The sequence below is a fragment of the Chitinophaga agrisoli genome, from assembly GCF_008386695.1.
Classification (GTDB): domain Bacteria; phylum Bacteroidota; class Bacteroidia; order Chitinophagales; family Chitinophagaceae; genus Chitinophaga; species Chitinophaga agrisoli.
In genome coordinates this window covers 1662638-1681616 of sequence record NZ_VUOC01000002.1, presented here as the reverse complement: position 1 = coordinate 1681616, position 18979 = coordinate 1662638, and the positions used below count along the sequence as shown (strand labels likewise).

The window sequence follows — 18979 nt, the reverse complement described above, 5'->3', positions numbered from 1 at the left end:
CATGATACGAGTAAGATATATCCTTCCATTCGTTTTGCTGCTGGCCGTTGTATTCACCGGTTGTCAGAAGCTGACGGAAGATCCAAAGGGGAACCTCACGCCAGGTACCTATTTTAAATCTGTGTCTGACCTGGATGCCGCCGTGGCGGCTATCTACCTGCAATATTCAGTGGATGCGGCCTATGCGAACATCAGCGCGGTTACGCCTTGTTTTGGGTCTGATGACCTGGGCACGGTGAGTTTTTCCAACAAACAGGGTTTCCTTGTTTTTGACCAGCTGAACGCCACGCCCGATGTGCCGGACAACCGCCTGTCAAACGCATGGCAGGGCCCCTGGACCGCTATCTACCAGGCCAATAACGTGCTGGCTAACTATCAGCAGGTAAATGCCACAGATGAAGTAAAGAACCAATATGCCGGCCAGGCCTATTTTTTAAGGGCGTTTGGCTATTACATGCTGGTAAGGACCTTTGGCCCTTTGCCGCTGATCAATGCGCCGCTGGATGTAGACGCGAGGCCGCAGCGCGACCCGGTGGATAAGATCTATGAGCAGATCGTAAGTGACCTGAAAACAGCTGCTGATTATCTGCCTGATAATTTCCCCGGCGCGCCGGGCAGGGCCAATAAACTGTCTGCACAGTCATTACTGGCAGAGGTGTACTTAACAATGGCCGGTTATCCGCTGCAGCAAACCGCTAACTACGCATTGGCTGCCGCACAGTCAGATGCTGTTATTAAATCCGGTAAATACTCACTGGTGCCGGATTATGCAAAGGTGTTTACCACCAATAACAACACGGAGTCAGTGTTTGCCTTACAATTCAACGTGGCGGGCAATCTGCCGCAGCGTTTGTATGGCTCTTCCTGTATGCCGCAGGACGAAGTGCCGCTGTCTGGCCCTGCAGGCTGGAACGATTTTTACCCGGAGATCAATTTCTTCCTCAACGCACCCGTATGTGCGAGAACAGAAGCCACTTTCTACGATACGCTGAAGATAAGGGTGGGTACCACCAATAATTATAACCTGGTGCCCTGGAATTCCAACGCCACCTTATCACACCATCCTTTTTATAAGAAATTCCGGGCGGGTGTAGGCGATGGTATCGTGGAAACGCCTACCTCCATCATCTCCGCAGGGCCTAGTACCAATAAATCATTGGATATTATACGGTATCCCATGGTGCTGCTGAATTATGCGGAAGCATCTGCCATGGCGGCCAATGCGCCTACCGCAGAAGGTTATGCCGCTGTTAACCAGGTACGCCGCCGTGCTGGCCTGCCGGATCTGGCACAGGGGCTAACACTCACCGCCTTCCGCGATTCTGTGGTAAAGGAACGCGCGTATGAGTTTGCAGGTGAGTTTGGTATACGCTGGTATGATATTGTGCGCCTGCACCTGCTGCCGCAAATACTGGCAACGCGCAGTGCTGAGGAAGCGCCCATCCCGGATGCGATAAAAAACAATCCGGCCGCGCTGGAACAGCGTTACCTGGCCCCCATCCCGCTGCAGGAAATGCTGCGTAACCCGCAATGGGAGCAAAACGACGGATATTAATAAAAAGCTGTTAGCTATTGCCTGTTTACAACTACCTAACAGGCAATAGCTAATAGTTAGTACCTACCCTTTAACAATCACTCATGCGATATATCATATTACTGCTCTCTTTTTTTATTTACACTTCCACGCTATCGGCTCAGGAAAGGCATAGCGCCCAGACATTATACCCCAGCTATAAAGGGCTGGTAATGGCAGGCTACCAGGGTTGGTTCCGGGCGGCAGGCGATGGTTCTGCTGCCCGGCGCTATGCCTATGGGGATGATACACGTAGCAGCATAGATGCCTGGCCGGATGTAAGCGAGTATGAAAAGACCTACGAAACGCCTTTTGTATTAAAGGATGGTTCAAAAGCCCGCTTCTTTAGCTCATTGGATAAAAGCACGGTGGACCTGCATTTTAAATGGATGCAGCAATACGGTGTAGACGGCGTATTTATGCAGCGCTTCTTTAATAGTACCCGCGAAGGCAGCGGCAAAAAAGAATCTTCCATCATCTTATCCAATGCATTGGAAGCTGCCTCCAAATACAAAAGGGCCATTGCCGTGATGTATGATCTCTCTGGCCTACGGGGCAAAGGAGAAGACTGCTCCGCCATTATACAGGACTGGAAATACCTGGTAGATACACTGAAGGTAACCCGCCAATCCGGCGCCAATACTTATTTGCATGAGAACGGCAAACCGATCGTATGTATCTGGGGAATTGGCTTCCCGGACAGGCCCTATGATATCCGTAATATAGGCCTGGAGCGATTGATAGATTTCCTGCAGAACGATCCTGTATATGGGCACTGCACCGTTATGCTGGGTGTGCCTACCGCATGGCGCGAGCTGAATGCAGATTGTATCCACGATCCTTACCTCCATACCATCATTAAACGCGCAGATATTGTAATGCCCTGGATGGTGCAGCGGTTCTCACCATTGCTGCATAATGATATGGACCGTTACCGCGATCAGATCGTAAATGATATGGAATGGTGCCGGCAAAATAAGATCGAATATGTGCCCTGTGTTTGTCCGGGCTTTAGCTGGCATAACCTGAGCATGCACGAATTCCCGGATGATATAAAACCCATAGGCTCCATTCCGCGCCAGGGAGGCCGTTTCTACTGGCAGCAGTTATCTACCGCCATTGGCGCAGGCGCTTCTATGATCTATGTAGCTATGTTTGATGAGGTGAACGAAGGCACCGCCATCTTTAAAGTGTCTGACAACCCGCCGGTGGCAAAGAATGTATCCTTTATAGATATGGATGGTAAACCCTCAGACCTTTACCTGTGGCTTACCGGCGAAGCGGCTAAGATGCTGCGTAAGGAAAAGCCGTTGAGCCAGGAAATGCCTAAGCGCAATTAACAGGATCCATTCCGCGTTTTACAAAGCTGAATTTCATTGATGAAAACCATATTCTTTATTCATTAAATCCAAAAACCCTACACAATGAAAAAGAGCACATCTGAACAGGTGGCCGCCTGTACCCGGCCCAATTCCACGTTTGTAAAGCATTGGACAAGCACGATCAAAAGATTCAGCAAGCAACGCACCGGTAATTACCTATGGACCCAGGGAAAGTATGTATTATTATTCGCAACCTTCGCACTGCTGGCCGCATGCACCAAGAACATGTCGGACCAGCTGACGGACGAAGCCCGTTCTGCTAAGCTGGGCGCCACACCACTGGCCTCCCCCGTAGGCGATGTAGTAGGAAAAGTGACCGTAGGCTACCAGGGCTGGTTTGCCTGCATAGGCGATGGCTCGCCTATTAACGCCTGGTGGCACTGGACCCAGGATTGGGGACAATCGCCTTCCCCTACCAACAAGGGCATGAAATCATGGCCGGATGTAAGGGACTACACCACCACTTTTGCCACCAGTTTCGCCAACCTGGGTAACGGGCAACAGGCAAGGCTGTTCTCATCTTTCACAGACCAGTCTGTGAACGTGCAGTTTCAGTGGATGCAGCAGTACGGCATTGACTGTGCCGCATTGCAGCGTTTTAATCCCACCGGCGGGGAAGGTCCCGTGCGCGACGCCATTACCGCCAAGGTAAAAACGGCCGCGGAAACCTATGGCCGCAAATTCTACATCATGTATGATGTAAGCGGCTGGAATAACATGCAGTCAGAGATCAAGACAGACTGGACCAACAAGATGAAGGCCTACACCTCCTCATCCGCCTACGCTTACCAGAACGGTAAACCTGTAGTATGTATCTGGGGCTTTGGCTTTAACGACAACAATCACAACTTCTCCTCATCCGCCTGCCTCGACGTGATCAACTGGTTCAAAGGACAGGGCTGTTATGTAATTGGCGGCGTACCTACCTGGTGGCGTACCGCTCCGGCAGGTGCAGACTCCCGTACCGGTTTCCTGGATGTGTACAAAGCATTTAATATGCTGTCACCCTGGATGGTGGGCCGCATTGGAGACGCCAATGGATCAGACAATTTTTACAATAATGTGAACGTAGGAGACCAGGCCTTCTGCAACCAGAATGGCATTGACTACCAGCCCTGTGTACTGCCCGGTGATCTGCAGGACCGCCAACGCGCACACGGCGATTTTATGTGGCGGCAGTTCTATAATATGGTGAGACTGGGTGCTCAGGGCATCTACATTTCCATGTTTGATGAGTATAATGAAGGCAACCAGATCGCCAAAACGGCGGAAAGCGCCGCCTGGGTACCGGCGGGTTCCGGTTTCTGGGCGTTGGATGAAGATGGTGTGGCCTGCTCCGCAGACTATTACCTGCGCCTGACCGGCGATGGCGCCAGGATGCTCAAAGGCCAGATTGGACTGACGGCTACCCGCCCTACAGTGCCCTTTCCCGGTGGGGGTAACGGCCCTGGTGCGCCTATCGGGCAAACCATTACCCTCAAAGGCTCCAATAACCAGTATGTGTGCAGTGAGAATGGTACGCAGCCTATGAACTGCAACCGCCCCGTAGCCCAGGGCTGGGAGCAGTTTACCGTAGTGAATGCTGGCAGTGGCAAAATAGCCCTTATTAACCAGAACCAGTACGTATGCAGCGAGAACGGTACGCAGCCCATGAACTGCAACCGCCCTGCCATTGGTCCCTGGGAACAGTTTGACTGGGTGTCGAATGCAGACGGCACCATCTCCCTCAGGGGTAACAATGGCCGTTATGTTTCCAGCGGCAACGGTACACAGGCCATGACCTGTAACAGTACCAGCATAGGCGCTACAGAAAAATTCAGGTTCAACCAGTAACAGAGAGCAGTTAGGTTTTGCTGTTAGCTTTTAGCAATTGGCGGTGATGTGTACACGCTAGCGGATCATGTGTTATTTTCCGCTCCGGTCATTAACCGTTAACGGCTAAAAGCTGGCAGCTTTTTTTATTGTTGACTCCGTCGCACTGCCCTCTTCAAATTGTGTAGGAATTTCCACAATTCCTTCCCTCGGCTATACGATAAATATAGGGTAGTTGTCATTTTAGGCAACGCCTGTATAACTGCTGTAGATCAAAGGAGAGCAGGATATTAGCTTACTGCCTGCATCTCAGGATGTATATAAAGAGATGATACAGCAGGCCCGGACTTTGCAGACACAAGCATAGGTTTTGCATATGAGCAATTTTAAAATTATAAGGTTATGGCACACCAGATAAACAACGACGTAGTACTACAGGAGCGGGTGCTCAAAAAGGTGCAGACAGGTATTTCAGGGCTGGATGAAATTACCGGTGGCGGTATACCTGCTGGCAGGCCTACGCTGGTTTGCGGGGGGCCGGGAAGTGGTAAAACATTGCTTTCCACCGAATTTATAGTACGTGGTATCACCGAGTTTAATGAACCCGGCGTGTTTGTGACCTTTGAGGAAAAAACGGAAGAACTGACCACCAATGTGGCGTCATTAGGCTTTGACCTGCAGGGATTGCAGTCCGCCGGTTTGCTGAAGATAGATCATGTGCATGTGGACCGCGACGAGATCCAGGAAACGGGAGAATATGATCTGGAAGGGCTGTTCATCCGCCTGGGCCACGCCATTGACACCATTGGTGCTAAACGCGTAGTGTTGGATACAGTAGAAAGCCTTTTCTCCGGCCTGCAGGATCGTTTTATTTTACGCGCGGAGCTGAAAAGATTGTTTCAGTGGCTGAAGGAAAAGCAGGTCACCGCCATCGTTACCGCGGAAAAAGGCGTTGACACCCTTACGCGGGAAGGCCTGGAGGAATATGTCTCCGACTGCGTGATTCTGTTGGACCAGCGGGTAACGGATAAGATAGCCACCCGTCTGCTCCGTATAGTCAAATACCGGGGATCTGTACACGGCACTAACGAATACCCTTTTCTCATAGACGAGGAAGGTTTGGCCGTATTACCCGTTACCTCTTTAAAGCTGGAGAACACTGTGGCACAGGAACGGGTGCCTTCCGGTATTCCCTCCCTGGATAAGATGCTGGGTGGCAACGGCTTCTTTAAAGGCAGCAGCATACTGGTGTCAGGTACCTCCGGTACCGGTAAAACCAGTATTGCGGCCTGTTTTGCCAACGAAGCCTGTAGCCGGGGTGAAAGCTGTATCTATTTTGCCTTTGAAGAATCGCCCCCGCAGATCATACGTAATATGCGCTCCATAGGCATTGACCTGGAGCCGCATGTAAAAAGTGGGCTGCTGCATATCCATGCCTCCCGGCCAACCCTGTATGGGTTGGAGATGCACCTGGTCACCATCCATAAAATGGTAAAAACGCGTAAACCTTCTACGGTTATCATTGACCCCGTAAGCAATCTGACCACGGTAGGTACGGTGAGCGAGGTGAAATCTATGCTGACCAGGTTAATGGACTTTTTCCAGAACGAAGGCATCACCGTGCTGATGACGGCCCTCAATACCCCGGACCGGGAGCTGGACCAGAGCATTTCTTCGCTGGTGGATACCTGGCTGCTCCTGAAGGATATGGAGACTAACGGGGAGCGCAATAGGGGCATGTACATTATGAAATCCCGCGGCATGAAACATTCCAACCAGGTACGGGAATTTGTCATCACAGATAAAGGTCTGGAGCTGGTGGACGTATATATGGGCCCGGAGGGTATACTTACCGGGTCCGCAAGGGTGGCGCAACAATTGCAGGAAGAAACAGAGAAGGTGCTAAGGGCACAGGCTGCCTCCAGGAAAGAGATGGTAGTGGAAAGAAGACGCCGGGTACTGGAAGCCAAGATAGCCGGCTTGCGTGAAGAGTTTGAATCGATGCAGGAAGAGCTGAACCGGACATATACAGAAGAAGACCTGAAGAGCGAGATACAGAAAGACAATCGAAGCCGGCTGGCCAGGAACAGGCATTCATAGTCCTGCAGCGCGGTATACACATCACGCATAAACCGGTGACCAATGAGTACAAAGGAAAAAAAATGGCAGCTGCGGCTGTATGTTGCCGGGAATACACCTAAATCAATGACAGCATTGCATAACCTTCGGAAGTACTGTGAAGAACACCTGCAAGGGCAGTATGTAATTGAGGTGATAGACCTGCTGGAACATCCGCAACTGGCGGAAGGCGACCAGATACTGGCCATTCCCACCCTGGTACGGAAAATACCGGCTCCCATGCGCAAGATCATCGGGGACCTTTCCAATGAATCAAAAGTGCTGGTAGGATTGGACATACAACCCTTAAATCATTAACGGGCATGAAGGGTAAAGATAACAATGGAAGTACGGAATATGTGCTTCGTTTATTCATTACAGGGGCATCGCCCAACTCTGCCAGGGCAGTAGCTAACCTCAAAAGTATATGCGAAACATATATAAAGGACAGGTATGCGCTGGAAGTAATAGATGTATATCAGCAACGGCAGCTGGCAAAAGAGGAACAGATCGTGGCAATGCCCTTACTCATCATAAAACAGCCGCTTCCGGAGAAAAGGCTGATAGGCGATATGTCTGACATGCAGAAAGTACTTAAAGGATTAGGAATCACTTTTTAGCTATGGAAACAGGAAAAGCGTCATATGAAGAATTGCAGCAGGAGATCAGCCAGCTGCGGGCAGAACTGGAGGAGGCCAACGATACGATAGAAGCCATCCGCACCGGCCAGGTAGATGCGCTGATCGTACAAAGCGAGAATGGCCATGAGCTATATACGCTGCGCAGCGCAGACCAGACCTACCGCGTATTTATAGAAAAGATGACGGAAGGCGCTGTTACCATCAACCGGGAAGGCACTATCCTGTATAGTAATTCCCAGTTTGCGCGCATGGTAGGCGTACCGCTATCCAAAGTGATAGGACTGGCCTTTGCCCAGTTCATCGCCAAAGGGTATAAAGACCAGTTCGGGATATTACAGCAAAAAGGCTGGACAGAAGACTGCAAAGGAGAGGTAAAGCTTGTTAACCGCGACGGTGGCCTCACGGTACAATTGTCCCTCACTACCCTGGAACTGGATGAAGGTTTCTCCCTCAGTATCATCGTCACAGATCTTACCGGCGAAAAAGAAACACAGCGTAAGCTGAAACAGCAGAACGACCAGCTGGAAAAGATCAATTATGCGCTGGAGCTCAGCAATCATGACCTGCAGCAGTTTGCTTCTGTAGCCTCACATGATCTGCAGGAGCCCTTGCGTAAGATACAGATGTTCTCCAGCCTGCTCCGCAACAAAACTACCAACCTGCCGGAAGATGCCCGCATGTACCTGGATAAGATCATCGCCTCCTCCGAGCGCATGAAACAGCTGATCAATGATGTGCTCAACTATTCCATGCTGTCATCAGACCAGCTCAAATATGAGCAGATAGACCTGCAGCGGCTGTTGCAGGAACTGACGGAGGATTATGAGCTCATCATCCAGGAGAAACAGGTAAAGCTCGTCTTTGAAGAACTGCCTGCCATTGAAGCCAATAAAGGGCAGATAAGGCAGCTGTTCCAGAATATCATCAGCAATGCCATCAAGTTCACAAGAGACCATGTACAGCCCCATATTGTTGTCAGCTCCCGCCGCATCAATGCCCGCAGTATAGACGCCCATGAGCAGTTTGATGGCCCGTTTTGCAGGATCTCTATAAAAGACAACGGCATAGGCTTCGATGAAAAATATATGGCCAATATCTTCTCGCTTTTTGGCCGCTTAAACTCCAGGGACATGTATGCCGGTACAGGCATTGGCCTGGCCATTGCCCGTAAGATCGTAGAGAAACATAATGGGCTTATCACCGCGCATAGCATTGAAGGGATAGGGTCAGAGTTTATTGTGGTGCTGCCGGTGGCGCGGTATAAATCATAGCGCTGCCAAACTACGCAGTTCACGCAGCAGCCGCACCAGGCTTTTTACCAATGGCCACAATATTATTGCCTGTAGCACGCCTGTTAGCTCAAAAAAGACATCATTGGGTTTTTCATACATAGAGGATGGAAACAGTTTGTCAAATGTAGCCGCAGGCAAATGCAGTAGATAAAGCAAGTCTTTCGCCGCATGATTATACGCGCCCTCGTACACCCCAATGGACAACAACGGGAAAAGTATTAGCAGCAACAGATATGTCCTTAGCTGCCAGCGCCCCACCCCATGGCGCCGCATCGTAATATCCAATATAGCCAGCAGCACGATCACCGGTACGCTTACGAATAACACATGCAGGCGCCAGGGCGTATGATATACCACCGCGCCATAGGCATGGTGCAGGGAGGTTAATGCCATCATACCAATGGAGGAAAAGCTTAACAGCCGCAACGATTTTAAATGATCCATCTTTTTTTGCAAAGGTTATCTTTATGGAAGCTATCAATCAAGTAGTCAGTTGCAAAGGAGTAAGTACCATTTTTATGACTATTATTGATTATGAGCGTAATAGCCGCCCAGTTTTTTTGCTTATGAAGAAAAAAGATATCCACATCACGCCAGATACATATGATCCGGCTGTTTGCCCCGTGGCCCGTACCCTGGGCATCATTGGCGGGAAATGGAAGCCGTTGATCCTGTACCTGGTATCAGAAGGGGTAAATCGCTTTGGCAAACTGTCTGCATGCCTGCCGGGGATCAGTAAACATATGCTTACCCGCCAGTTGCGGGAGCTGGAGGAAGACGGCATCCTAATCCGCGCCGTATACCCGGAAGTACCGCCCCGTGTAGAGTATGCGCTTACGGAAAAAGGCCGCTCCCTTTCTGCCGTCACCATGGCTATCATGAAATGGGGCCAGGAAAATCTCTGATATTATTATTTTGTTGCTATGAAAATGAAATTCCGCTTTAACTGGCGTTACGCTGTCCTTACCCTTATTTTATTTATTATAGAAGTACTTATTGCCCTGTTCCTGCATGACAGATTTATCCGGCCCTATGTAGGGGATTTTCTCGTAGTGATATTGGTCTATTGTTTTGTGTGCAGCTTTATGCGGGCGCGTACACTGGCTATAGTATTGGGAGTGCTATTGTTCGCCTGTACGGTGGAAACCTTGCAATATTTTAACGTGGTAAAGCTGCTAGGCTTGTCACATTCACGCGTGGCAAATATTGTTATCGGTACCAGCTTCTCCTGGAGTGATATACTTGCATATGTGCTGGGGCTTCTTTTTACTGTGGTGTTTGAATGGATCTGGGGAGGAAATGACTATCCTTCTTTTGAAGTGAGATGGTAAATGTGATTTATCCCAGACCTAAAAAGACGTCAGTAAAACTTAATTACAGCATCTATACTGTTTTTCATTAAAATGTAACGCATCAATTTCACTGTTATATCCAACCTACCCAATTTCCCCCAAAAAAGACTTAATAATAGCATAACATTAAACACGTTTTCTTTGCGCTATTATACCTTGTTATGTCATTTACTAAACTTTTGCTGATCAGTATACTGTTACAGTGGGCATCAATCAGCCTGTATGCGCAGGAAGGCGAGAGTTTAATGCTGCTCCGGCGGGAGTTGAAGGAGTTGCGGTTGCCCCAGGTGCCGGATTCCTCTTTTATTGCATTAAAGGACCAGCTGAACAGGGCAATCAAAAACGGGGACGGGGCTACTGCTGCCCTCTCTTTGCGGCAAATGGGCCGCATCTGTTACCATATGGGCCATTACCCGCAGGGATTGGATTACTACCTGCAGGCGGCGCAGTTGGCCCGCGCCGGCGGGCATAAGGCCTTGCTGGCAGAAAACCTGAACGATATTGGCCTTATTTACTTCTATATCCGCCAGCCCTGGCTGGCGCGGCAACAGCTCAATGAAGCCCTGGCCATCTATACGGCCCTGGGCGATAGATCCGGTATGGCCGTTACCAATGGCAAGATCGGTTACCTCTATGAAAAACAGAAGATGCGCGATAGCTCCTTCTTTTTTCAGCACCAGGCCCTGGCCTTATACGAGCAGGCGGCCAACCGGGAGGGGATGGCCAAGATCTACGAAAACATTGGCAGCGTGTTCGAGGACCTGGACCAGGTAGACTCCGCCCGTTACTATTTTGACAGATCCCTGGCCCTGAACCTGCAGCTGCACGATTCTGTGGCATGTATCGAGATATATAATAACCTGGGCGACCTGCTGCGCAAGACCAAACATTACCGCGAAGGGCTGGTTCAAACGCATAAGGCATTGACCATCGCATTGGCCGCCGGAGAACAGCCCCAGGTTTGCGACGCTTACCTGGATATTGCCAAGATGCATAACCTGCTGGGGGAAAATGACAGCGCCTATCATTATGTGATGTTGCGCAACAAGATCGCCTCCCGCATCTACAGCCGTGAGAATGTGCAACAAATGGCACTGTTACAGACCATGTATGATATTGAAAAAAAGAATGATGAGATAAGGCATAACCGCAACACAGCCCGTATCATCACGGTGGGTATTGTAGTGGTAAGCCTGTTGCTTTTTGCCCTGGGTATGGTCATTATCAGCCGGCAGCGCCTTAAGATCCGGAATGCCCAGCGCATTAATGAGCAGGAGCGGCGCATCTATCAGACCCAAACGGCCCTTATGGAGGCGGAATTGGAAAATAAGCGGTTACAGGAGCTCAACCTGAAACAGGCATTGGATGTACGCTCTAAGGAGCTAAGCTCCTATACACTGCACGTGATCCAGAAGAACCAGCTCCTGGAAGAGCTGCACGATAAGCTCAATGAAATGCTGAAGGATGAGCGCCGGGATCAGAAGAAACAGTTGAAACAGCTGCAGCTGCAGATCAGCCGCAATTTTGACCAGGACCAGCACTGGGAAGAGTTCCGTAATACCTTTGAGCAGGTGCACCAGGCTTTCTTTGATAATATTAAAAAATATTCAGACACATTAACGCCTAATGATATGCGCATGGTGGCATTGCTGAAGATGAACCTGAGCCCGAATGATATTGCCTCCCTGCTGGGTATCTCCCAGGATAGCCTGCGGGTGGTGCGATACCGCCTTAAGAAAAAACTGAACCTGCAGCAGGGGGAAAGCCTCTCTGCATTCATCCATTCATTATAGTTGTTCATGTAGGGATAACATTGCCGTAATAGTTTGTTAACGGCCATTCTGGCAAGGTTATTTTATTTGACAATCAATTAGTTAGATGGATAATGTTACCGGTTTGTATACGCTTTTGAACAGGTTGTTTACATTTGGTAACGCCCTTAATTGTTAAAGCTGAGGTACGCGATGCATTTTTGTATCGCCAGCGAAAAAATACAGCCACTATACTATTATGTATACCACTGGAAAAAGATTGCATATAAAAAGGATCGTAACGGTTGTCATCGTGGTAAGCGCCTGCCTCATGGTGGTAGGTAGCACCGGTTACCCGTCCCGGTCTGCAGTGGGGGTAACGCCGGCCATAGCATATTATAAAGCAGGGGCCAGGGATTTTGGTGCAGCCACAGATCAACTACAGGCAGCGGTAGCGGCCATCCGGAACAATGAACCGGCCACCATTGCGCAGGCAAGGGAGGCATTAACACAGGCCCGCCTGCAATACAAAAAAATTGAGTTTTTCCTGGAATACTTCTTTAAAAGTTCGGCATTAATATATAATGGTCCGCCTAAGTATGAGATAGAAGAGCCATATATGGAGTTTATGACGCCTATTGGCCTGCAGGTGATAGAAAGCCTGTTATTTGAACAGGATGTGGAGGCGCAGCGGAAAGAATTGCTGGAGCAGGCTGCGGCTATCAACTCCTCCGCACAGGACCTGCAATCATTATTGTTTGGTTTTACGGCAGATGATAAACAGCTCATGGAAAGCATGCGGCTGGGACTGATACGGGTGTATACCCTGGGGATTACCGGCTTTGACGCGCCCTTGCTCAAATCCGGTGTGAAGGAGTCCTACACCGCATTGAACGGTATAAAGGTGTTGCTGGCGCCTTTTTTACAATTACATGCACGGCATGCGGACAGTGTGGCTTTTTATATGGATGGCAGCCTGCAGTTTTTACAGCAGGCCCGGGATTTTGATTCGTTTGACAGGTTACATTTTTTCTCCCGCTATGCATTACCGCTGCAACGGAACCTGGGCGCGCTGATACGGGAAATGCAGCTGGAGCAGAACACTACACAGGGAGTATTGAATTATAAAGCGGATCACCTGTTCAGCAAAGATGCTATCAACCTGGAAGTATTCCCGGCGGACAGTGCTGCCCTGAACCAGGACCTTATTGCGCTGGGCCGTGTCCTTTTTTATGAAACGGCATTATCCGGTAATAATAAAATCAGCTGCGCCACTTGCCATCAGCCGGAAAAACATTTTACAGATGCACTGCCCATGAGTATGGCCTTTGACGGTCACTCGCATGTAAAACGGAATGCGCCGTCGCTCCTGTACGCCGCTTACCAGTACGCGCAGTTTTGGGACGGCAGGGCCAGGAGCCTCGAAGAGCAGGTGCAGCAGGTGGTGAGCAATCCCATGGAAATGAATGGGAACTACCACAACAGCATACAGCAGCTGCAGGGGAATGAGCAGTACCGCCGTTTATTCGGTAAAGCATTCACGCCGGGGCCAGACAGTCTGATCACGGCCAACCATATAGCCGCTGCCATAGCCGCATTTGTGCGCACCTTAAATCCGCGCAGCGCGCCTTTTGATGATTATATTAACGGGGATACGCTGGCATTGAGCAGCGCGCAACAAAGGGGCTTTAACCTTTTTATGGGCAAAGCGCAATGCGGTACCTGCCACTTTGCGCCCCTGTTCAATGGCCTGATACCGCCACTATATACCATAACAGAATTGGAAGTATTAGGTACCCCCGGTACAGATGATCTGAATAAACCGGTGGCAGACACAGACAACGGGCGCTTTAACATATTCCCTATTGAGTATTACGAGCAGGCTTTTAAAACGCCCACCGTACGCAATGTTTCCGCCACGGGCCCCTATATGCATAACGGGGCATTCCGCAGCCTGGAAAACGTGGTGGAGTTCTATAACAAAGGCGGCGGCCGGGGACTGGGACTACCTGTACCGCAGCAAACACTGGCCGCCGCGCCCTTACAGCTTACAACAGGTGAAGTGGCGGATATCGTGAGCTTCCTGCATGGCCTGGAAGATAAGCTGCCCGATAACATGCTCAAACATTACGAACCATATAAAAATTAAAACAACGATCATCTGAAATGAAGAGACTATCATTACTGGCATGGATCTGTATCACAATGCTGGCAACTGTGGATGTAACGGCGCAGGAACGAAGCAAACCCACCGTAAATGCTTCCCTGATCCGCGGCCCTTATCTGCAGGTAGCTACCAGCAACAGCATTATCATCCGCTGGAGAACGAACACCATTACCCGTAGCGTAGTTACCTACGGTACAACAGTAGAGAACCTGGACAAAAAGGCGGAAGAGCCCATCCGTACCTTTGAGCACATGGTAAAACTGACCGGCCTTTCTCCCCATACCAAATATTATTACTCCATAGGCGGCGGCTTTGCGGATACCCTGCAGAGCGGCCCGGACAACTTCTTCGTTACCCTGCCGGAACCCGGTACGGAAGGCGCTTACCGTATTGGCGTGTTTGGCGACTGCGGTAACAACTCTACCCGCCAGCGCGATGTAAGGGACCAGGTGGAAAAATATGTGGCGGATAAACCCATGGATGCATGGATACTGTTGGGGGATAATGCCTACACCTATGGCCAGGATCCGGAATTTCAGGAGAAATTCTTCAACATCTACAAGGATAACCTGCTGAAGAAATATCCCTTGTATCCTTCACCCGGTAACCACGACTATAACGACCTCTATCAGTTTAAAGCTACCGCGCAAACCACGCACGATATTGCCTATTACAAGAACTTCTCCATGCCTACGGAAGGAGAAGCTGGCGGCGTGCCTTCCCATACACAGGCGTTTTATTCCTTTGATATAGGTAACATCCACTTCCTGTCACTGGACTCTTACGGTAAGGAAGACCAGGCCACCCGCATGTACGATACAGCAGGCGCGCAGGTACAATGGATCAAGAAAGACCTGGAAGCTTTTAAGAACCAGAAACGTGGTTGGGTGATCGCCTACTGGCACCATCCTCCCTATACCATGGGCTCCCATAACTCTGACCATGAAGGCGACCTGGTAAAGATCCGCGAAAACTTTATCCAGATCCTGGAGCGTTACGGCGTAGACCTGATCCTTTGCGGTCATAGCCACCTGTACGAGCGCTCCCGCCTGATGAAGGGGCACTATGGTATGGAAAATACCTTCGACTCTGCAAAACACGTATTGAACCACTCTACCGCCTTATATGATGGCAGCGCTAATTCCTGCCCTTATATCAAAGACGAAAACAACCAGGGTACCGTATACGTGGTAACCGGCTCCGCAGGCGCCTCCGGCCGCAGCCAGCCTACTTACCCGCATGACGCCTTCTACTATTCCAACTTTGAGATAGGGGGCGCTTCCATGCTGGAAGTGAACGGCAACCGCCTGGAACTGAAATGGATCTGTGCAGATGGCCAGATCAGGGATCATTTTGTAATGATGAAGGACGTAAACAAACATAATGTCATCAGAGCAAAGAAAGGGGAGACCGTAACGCTCACCGCTTCCTTTGAAGGCAACTATAAATGGAACAAGAGCAGTGCAACAGACAGGAGCATTCAGGTAACCGCCAAAGCAGGTAAAACAGTATATGAGGTAACAGACCCATATAGCTGCCTGAAGGATACATTCGAAGTAACAGTGAGCAAGTAAGTAACATCATCCCTATCAACTTAATAAGAACAGCTGCATAGCGTGTAGGCCTTACCGCTATGCAGCTTAAAAAGAACTAACGGCCGGTCCAAAAAATTAACAGGGGCTGGCTGCAAGGGGACACCTATGCCGTATTGTCAAAAAATTCAATCAACCCATATGCGAACCATGAAAAGAATCTTTACATCTGCACTACTGCTTTGCCTATTTGCAGCAGTTCCCCTGTCAGTCTTTTCGCAAGGGCTGATCTCAGGAAGGGTCATCGACCAGAACAAACTAAACCTGCCCGGCGCCAGCATCGTGATCAAGGCGCTGTCCAGGAATACGGTATCAGACCCTATTGGTAGCTACCAGCTGTTGAACGTTCCTTATGGCACACACCAGGTATCCGTGTCCTATATCGGTTTTAAACCTTTTGACACTACTGTTGTGGTAAAGGACGGCAAGCCCGTAAAACTGGATATCATCCTGCAGGCGGGTCAGGGCCATGATCTGCAAACCATCGTCATAGGTGGTACCAATAGCGCCACCCTGAAAGCTATGAATCAGCAGAAGAACTCCAACCGGATCGTGAACGTGATCTCCGCAGACCAGATAGGCCGCTTCCCGGACCCCAACATCGGCGACGCATTAAAAAGGGTGCCCGGTATCTACGTGCAGGTAGACCAGGGCGAGGCTTCCCTCATCAGCGTACGCGGTACAGACCCCTCTAAAAGCACCATCAACATCAACGGTACTAACATGTCCGGCACGGGCGATAACCGCTCTGTGGGCATCAACGCCATTCCTTCTGACATGGTGCAGACCGTGGAGGTGACCAAAGCCATCACGCCGGATATGGATGGCGACGCCATTGGCGGCGTGGTGAACCTCATTACCCGTAAAGCGCCTTATACCCGCCTGCTATCTGTTACGGCCGGTACCGGTTACTCCTTCATGATCCAGAAACCAGCCTACAACGGCAACATCGTGTATGGCGACCGTTTTGGTAAGGACAAGAAACTGGGCGTAATGGCTTCCGCTTCCTACTACCGCCAGTACCTGGGCTCCAACATGCACGGCAGCGACTGGGGCGATACCAAATGGGTGGATGGCAATACCTACTTTATGCCCAAGTATCTGAACATGGAGCAGATCCTGATGGAAAGGATCCGCCAGAGCTACACCCTGGGTGTAGACTATAAGTTCAACGAAAAACATATCATCACCTTTACCGGTATCTATAACAACTACCGCGACTGGAGGCAGGAATACACCCTTAAAGTGGACGATATCGGCGCAGACTATCCCACCAATTGGAAACGCGCGCCCGGTTATGAAAGAGGTACGCCTAAAGGTGACGATGTGGAAGACGATAACGGCGATATGATCGACGATAACACCGGCGAATATTATGTAGACCGTACCAATGACCATATGCACCCCATCTATAACCCGGAGCTGGAGCGCCACATCAATGGCGGCGTGAATAAAAGAAACGGGGCAGAGATAGCGCAGAAGATCATCAACTTTGGCCTGGAAGGCCAGCACATCCTGGGTAAAGTAAAAATAGAGTGGAAAGGCTCCTACATGAAGAACAGAGGCGATAACCCCAACTCCCGCAGCCTGGAGCTGGAGAGCGAGAACGAGAAGCTGGCGCAGATGGATTATACGGATCCCCGGTTTATTAAAGCCATTGGCGGTACCGGTATAGACAATGTACTGGAAAACCTGAAAGGCCGGCCCACCAGCAATAGCGATACCGTGGATACCTGGTATATGGATGGTTACAGCGGCGCAGACAAACGTTCCTATACCCGCCAGTACCTGGGCCAGGTAGATGTGAGCATCCCTATCACAGAAGGTAAATATGGCAATACCATTAAGTTTGGCGGTAAGTACCGTGGCATGACCAAAGAAAGCACAATCCTGAACCAGGTATCCTGGTATCCTGGATTTGATCCTTTACGTAAAGCGGAGTATGACCAGAAAGTAGCCAACGGCGAAGCGGTAGATCCAACGGACTATATTGACTGGCAGCGCTTCTGGCAAAGCTTTGGTACGCACATGGAGAACGTGAGCAAGGACCTGTTCCCGCATTCCCAATATGAAGTAGGGAACACTGTTACTACGGAATGGGTATCGCACAACAATATGAACTATAACGGCAGCACAGACCAGTTCCTGAAACTGGATGATAAGCGCGATGCGCTGGCCGGCAACTACTCCGGTAAAGAAGGGATTACCGCTGGTTATATCATGAGCACCCAGAACCTGGGCGATAAATGGTCCTTGATAGGCGGTTTGCGCGCAGAGTACAGCACCCTGCACTATGAAGGGTTTAACTACAATAAGAGGCTGGATGCCATCGCAGAGAAGACAGTTTCCAATTCTCATTTCCTGGACTTTATGCCCGCTTTCCACATCAAATGGAACCCTACTAAAAAGATCGTAGGCCGCTTTGCCTATACGCGCACTATCTCCCGTCCGCCGTATGTAAGCATTGCGCCTAAGATGAACGTAAGCATCAAGGATAAAACAGTATCAGAAGGTAACCCGGATCTGAAGCCTACGCTTTCCAACAACCTGGACCTGTTGGGCGAATACTATACCGGTGGTACAGGTCTGATCTCCGGCGGCATATATTACAAACACATCACGGATTATACCGTTACCCGTAAGGATGATGTGCGTTTCTCACAAGTAGAGCAATATGTGCTTAGCCCAGAGGAGCTGGCTGCATCCGGCACCGCAGATGCCGCTACCATTGCCGACTACAAACGTTACTACGATCCTTTAAAGAAGAATGACGATATAATGGCAAGGACCAAGCCTGTGAACGCAGGCGCAGCAGACCTGGTTGGTATGGAGATCGCTTTCCAGCATGACCTGTCTTTCCTGCCCCAGCCGTTCAACCACCTGAGCCTCTATGCCAACTATACGCATAACTGGATCTTTACCAAAAAAGGAGAACCGGAACTGCCCGGCACTGCGGATGATATCGTGAACCTGTCACTGGCTTACGAAGTACACCGCTTCAGCGCGCGCGTATCCTTTAACTATACTTCTTCTTTCTCTACAGTGACTGGTAGCTTACCGGATCACAAAGGAGATATTTACTACGATAAGGTATTTTATATGGATGCTAACGTGAACTTCTTCCTGACCAAGAAAGTGGTATTGTTCGCGAATGCCAATAACCTGCTGAACCAGGCGCAGCGCTCGTTTATGTATCAGCCGCAGTATACCTATTCATCCCTGTACACCGGTACTACCGGACAAGTAGGGGTGAAGTTCAATATATTCTAGTATAACACTCATACACTTCTTCTCATTGA

Annotated in this window: 14 protein-coding genes; 13 read left to right on the top strand and 1 reads right to left on the bottom strand. The window is 49.9% G+C overall.

Annotated features, from left to right (window positions below; translation table 11 throughout):
• Nucleotide 1: 1 nt before the first annotated feature.
• The 7 genes from F0L74_RS14045 (at nucleotide 2) to F0L74_RS14015 (ending at nucleotide 8797) form a co-directional block, all read left to right on the top strand.
• The gene (locus tag F0L74_RS14045; RefSeq protein ID WP_149838478.1) at nucleotides 2-1555 is read left to right on the top strand and encodes a RagB/SusD family nutrient uptake outer membrane protein; all 1554 of its coding nucleotides are present in this window, start codon (nucleotides 2-4) and stop codon (nucleotides 1553-1555) included.
• An 83-nt stretch (nucleotides 1556-1638) separates the two neighbouring features.
• A complete protein-coding gene (locus F0L74_RS14040) occupies nucleotides 1639-2913 on the top strand; it encodes a glycoside hydrolase family 99 protein (RefSeq protein ID WP_149838477.1) in 1275 nt (424 codons plus the stop codon).
• A gap of 84 nt (nucleotides 2914-2997) precedes the next feature.
• On the top strand, nucleotides 2998-4788 hold the full coding sequence (locus F0L74_RS14035) for a lectin (RefSeq protein WP_246197706.1): 1791 nt from the start codon (nucleotides 2998-3000) through the stop codon (nucleotides 4786-4788).
• A 381-nt stretch (nucleotides 4789-5169) separates the two neighbouring features.
• Entirely contained in the window at nucleotides 5170-6867 is a 1698-nt protein-coding gene (kaiC, locus tag F0L74_RS14030; protein ID WP_149838476.1) for a circadian clock protein KaiC, read from the top strand.
• 42 nt (nucleotides 6868-6909) lie between these two features.
• On the top strand, nucleotides 6910-7203 hold the full coding sequence (kaiB, locus tag F0L74_RS14025) for a circadian clock protein KaiB (RefSeq protein ID WP_149838475.1): 294 nt from the start codon (nucleotides 6910-6912) through the stop codon (nucleotides 7201-7203).
• A gap of 5 nt (nucleotides 7204-7208) precedes the next feature.
• Nucleotides 7209-7505, top strand: coding sequence for a circadian clock KaiB family protein (locus F0L74_RS14020; RefSeq protein ID WP_149838474.1), 297 nt, complete (start codon nucleotides 7209-7211; stop codon nucleotides 7503-7505).
• A gap of 2 nt (nucleotides 7506-7507) precedes the next feature.
• On the top strand, nucleotides 7508-8797 hold the full coding sequence (locus F0L74_RS14015; RefSeq protein WP_149838473.1) for a sensor histidine kinase: 1290 nt from the start codon (nucleotides 7508-7510) through the stop codon (nucleotides 8795-8797).
• On the opposite strand, the gene F0L74_RS14010 is transcribed toward F0L74_RS14015, so the two are convergent.
• Nucleotides 8792-9262: a hypothetical protein gene (locus F0L74_RS14010; protein ID WP_149838472.1), complete on the bottom strand. Its 471-nt coding sequence runs from the start codon at nucleotides 9260-9262 to the stop codon at nucleotides 8792-8794. The genes F0L74_RS14015 and F0L74_RS14010 overlap by 6 nt on opposite strands.
• A gap of 122 nt (nucleotides 9263-9384) precedes the next feature.
• Between F0L74_RS14010 and F0L74_RS14005 the strand changes: the two genes are divergently transcribed.
• The 6 genes from F0L74_RS14005 (at nucleotide 9385) to F0L74_RS13980 (ending at nucleotide 18950) form a co-directional block, all read left to right on the top strand.
• Nucleotides 9385-9723: a winged helix-turn-helix transcriptional regulator gene (locus tag F0L74_RS14005; RefSeq protein ID WP_149838471.1), complete on the top strand. Its 339-nt coding sequence runs from the start codon at nucleotides 9385-9387 to the stop codon at nucleotides 9721-9723.
• 18 nt (nucleotides 9724-9741) lie between these two features.
• Nucleotides 9742-10149 carry a ribosomal maturation YjgA family protein gene (locus F0L74_RS14000; protein ID WP_246197705.1) on the top strand — a complete coding sequence of 136 codons (408 nt, stop codon included), beginning with the start codon at nucleotides 9742-9744 and terminating at the stop codon, nucleotides 10147-10149.
• A gap of 182 nt (nucleotides 10150-10331) precedes the next feature.
• Nucleotides 10332-11963, top strand: a complete 1632-nt coding sequence (locus F0L74_RS13995; protein ID WP_149838470.1) for a tetratricopeptide repeat protein — start codon at nucleotides 10332-10334, stop codon at nucleotides 11961-11963.
• A 217-nt stretch (nucleotides 11964-12180) separates the two neighbouring features.
• A complete protein-coding gene (locus tag F0L74_RS13990) occupies nucleotides 12181-14070 on the top strand; it encodes a cytochrome c peroxidase (protein WP_213086961.1) in 1890 nt (629 codons plus the stop codon).
• 17 nt (nucleotides 14071-14087) lie between these two features.
• Entirely contained in the window at nucleotides 14088-15662 is a 1575-nt protein-coding gene (locus tag F0L74_RS13985) for a purple acid phosphatase family protein (RefSeq protein WP_246197704.1), read from the top strand.
• A 168-nt stretch (nucleotides 15663-15830) separates the two neighbouring features.
• Entirely contained in the window at nucleotides 15831-18950 is a 3120-nt protein-coding gene (locus tag F0L74_RS13980; protein ID WP_188315998.1) for a TonB-dependent receptor, read from the top strand.
• Nucleotides 18951-18979: the final 29 nt, after the last annotated feature.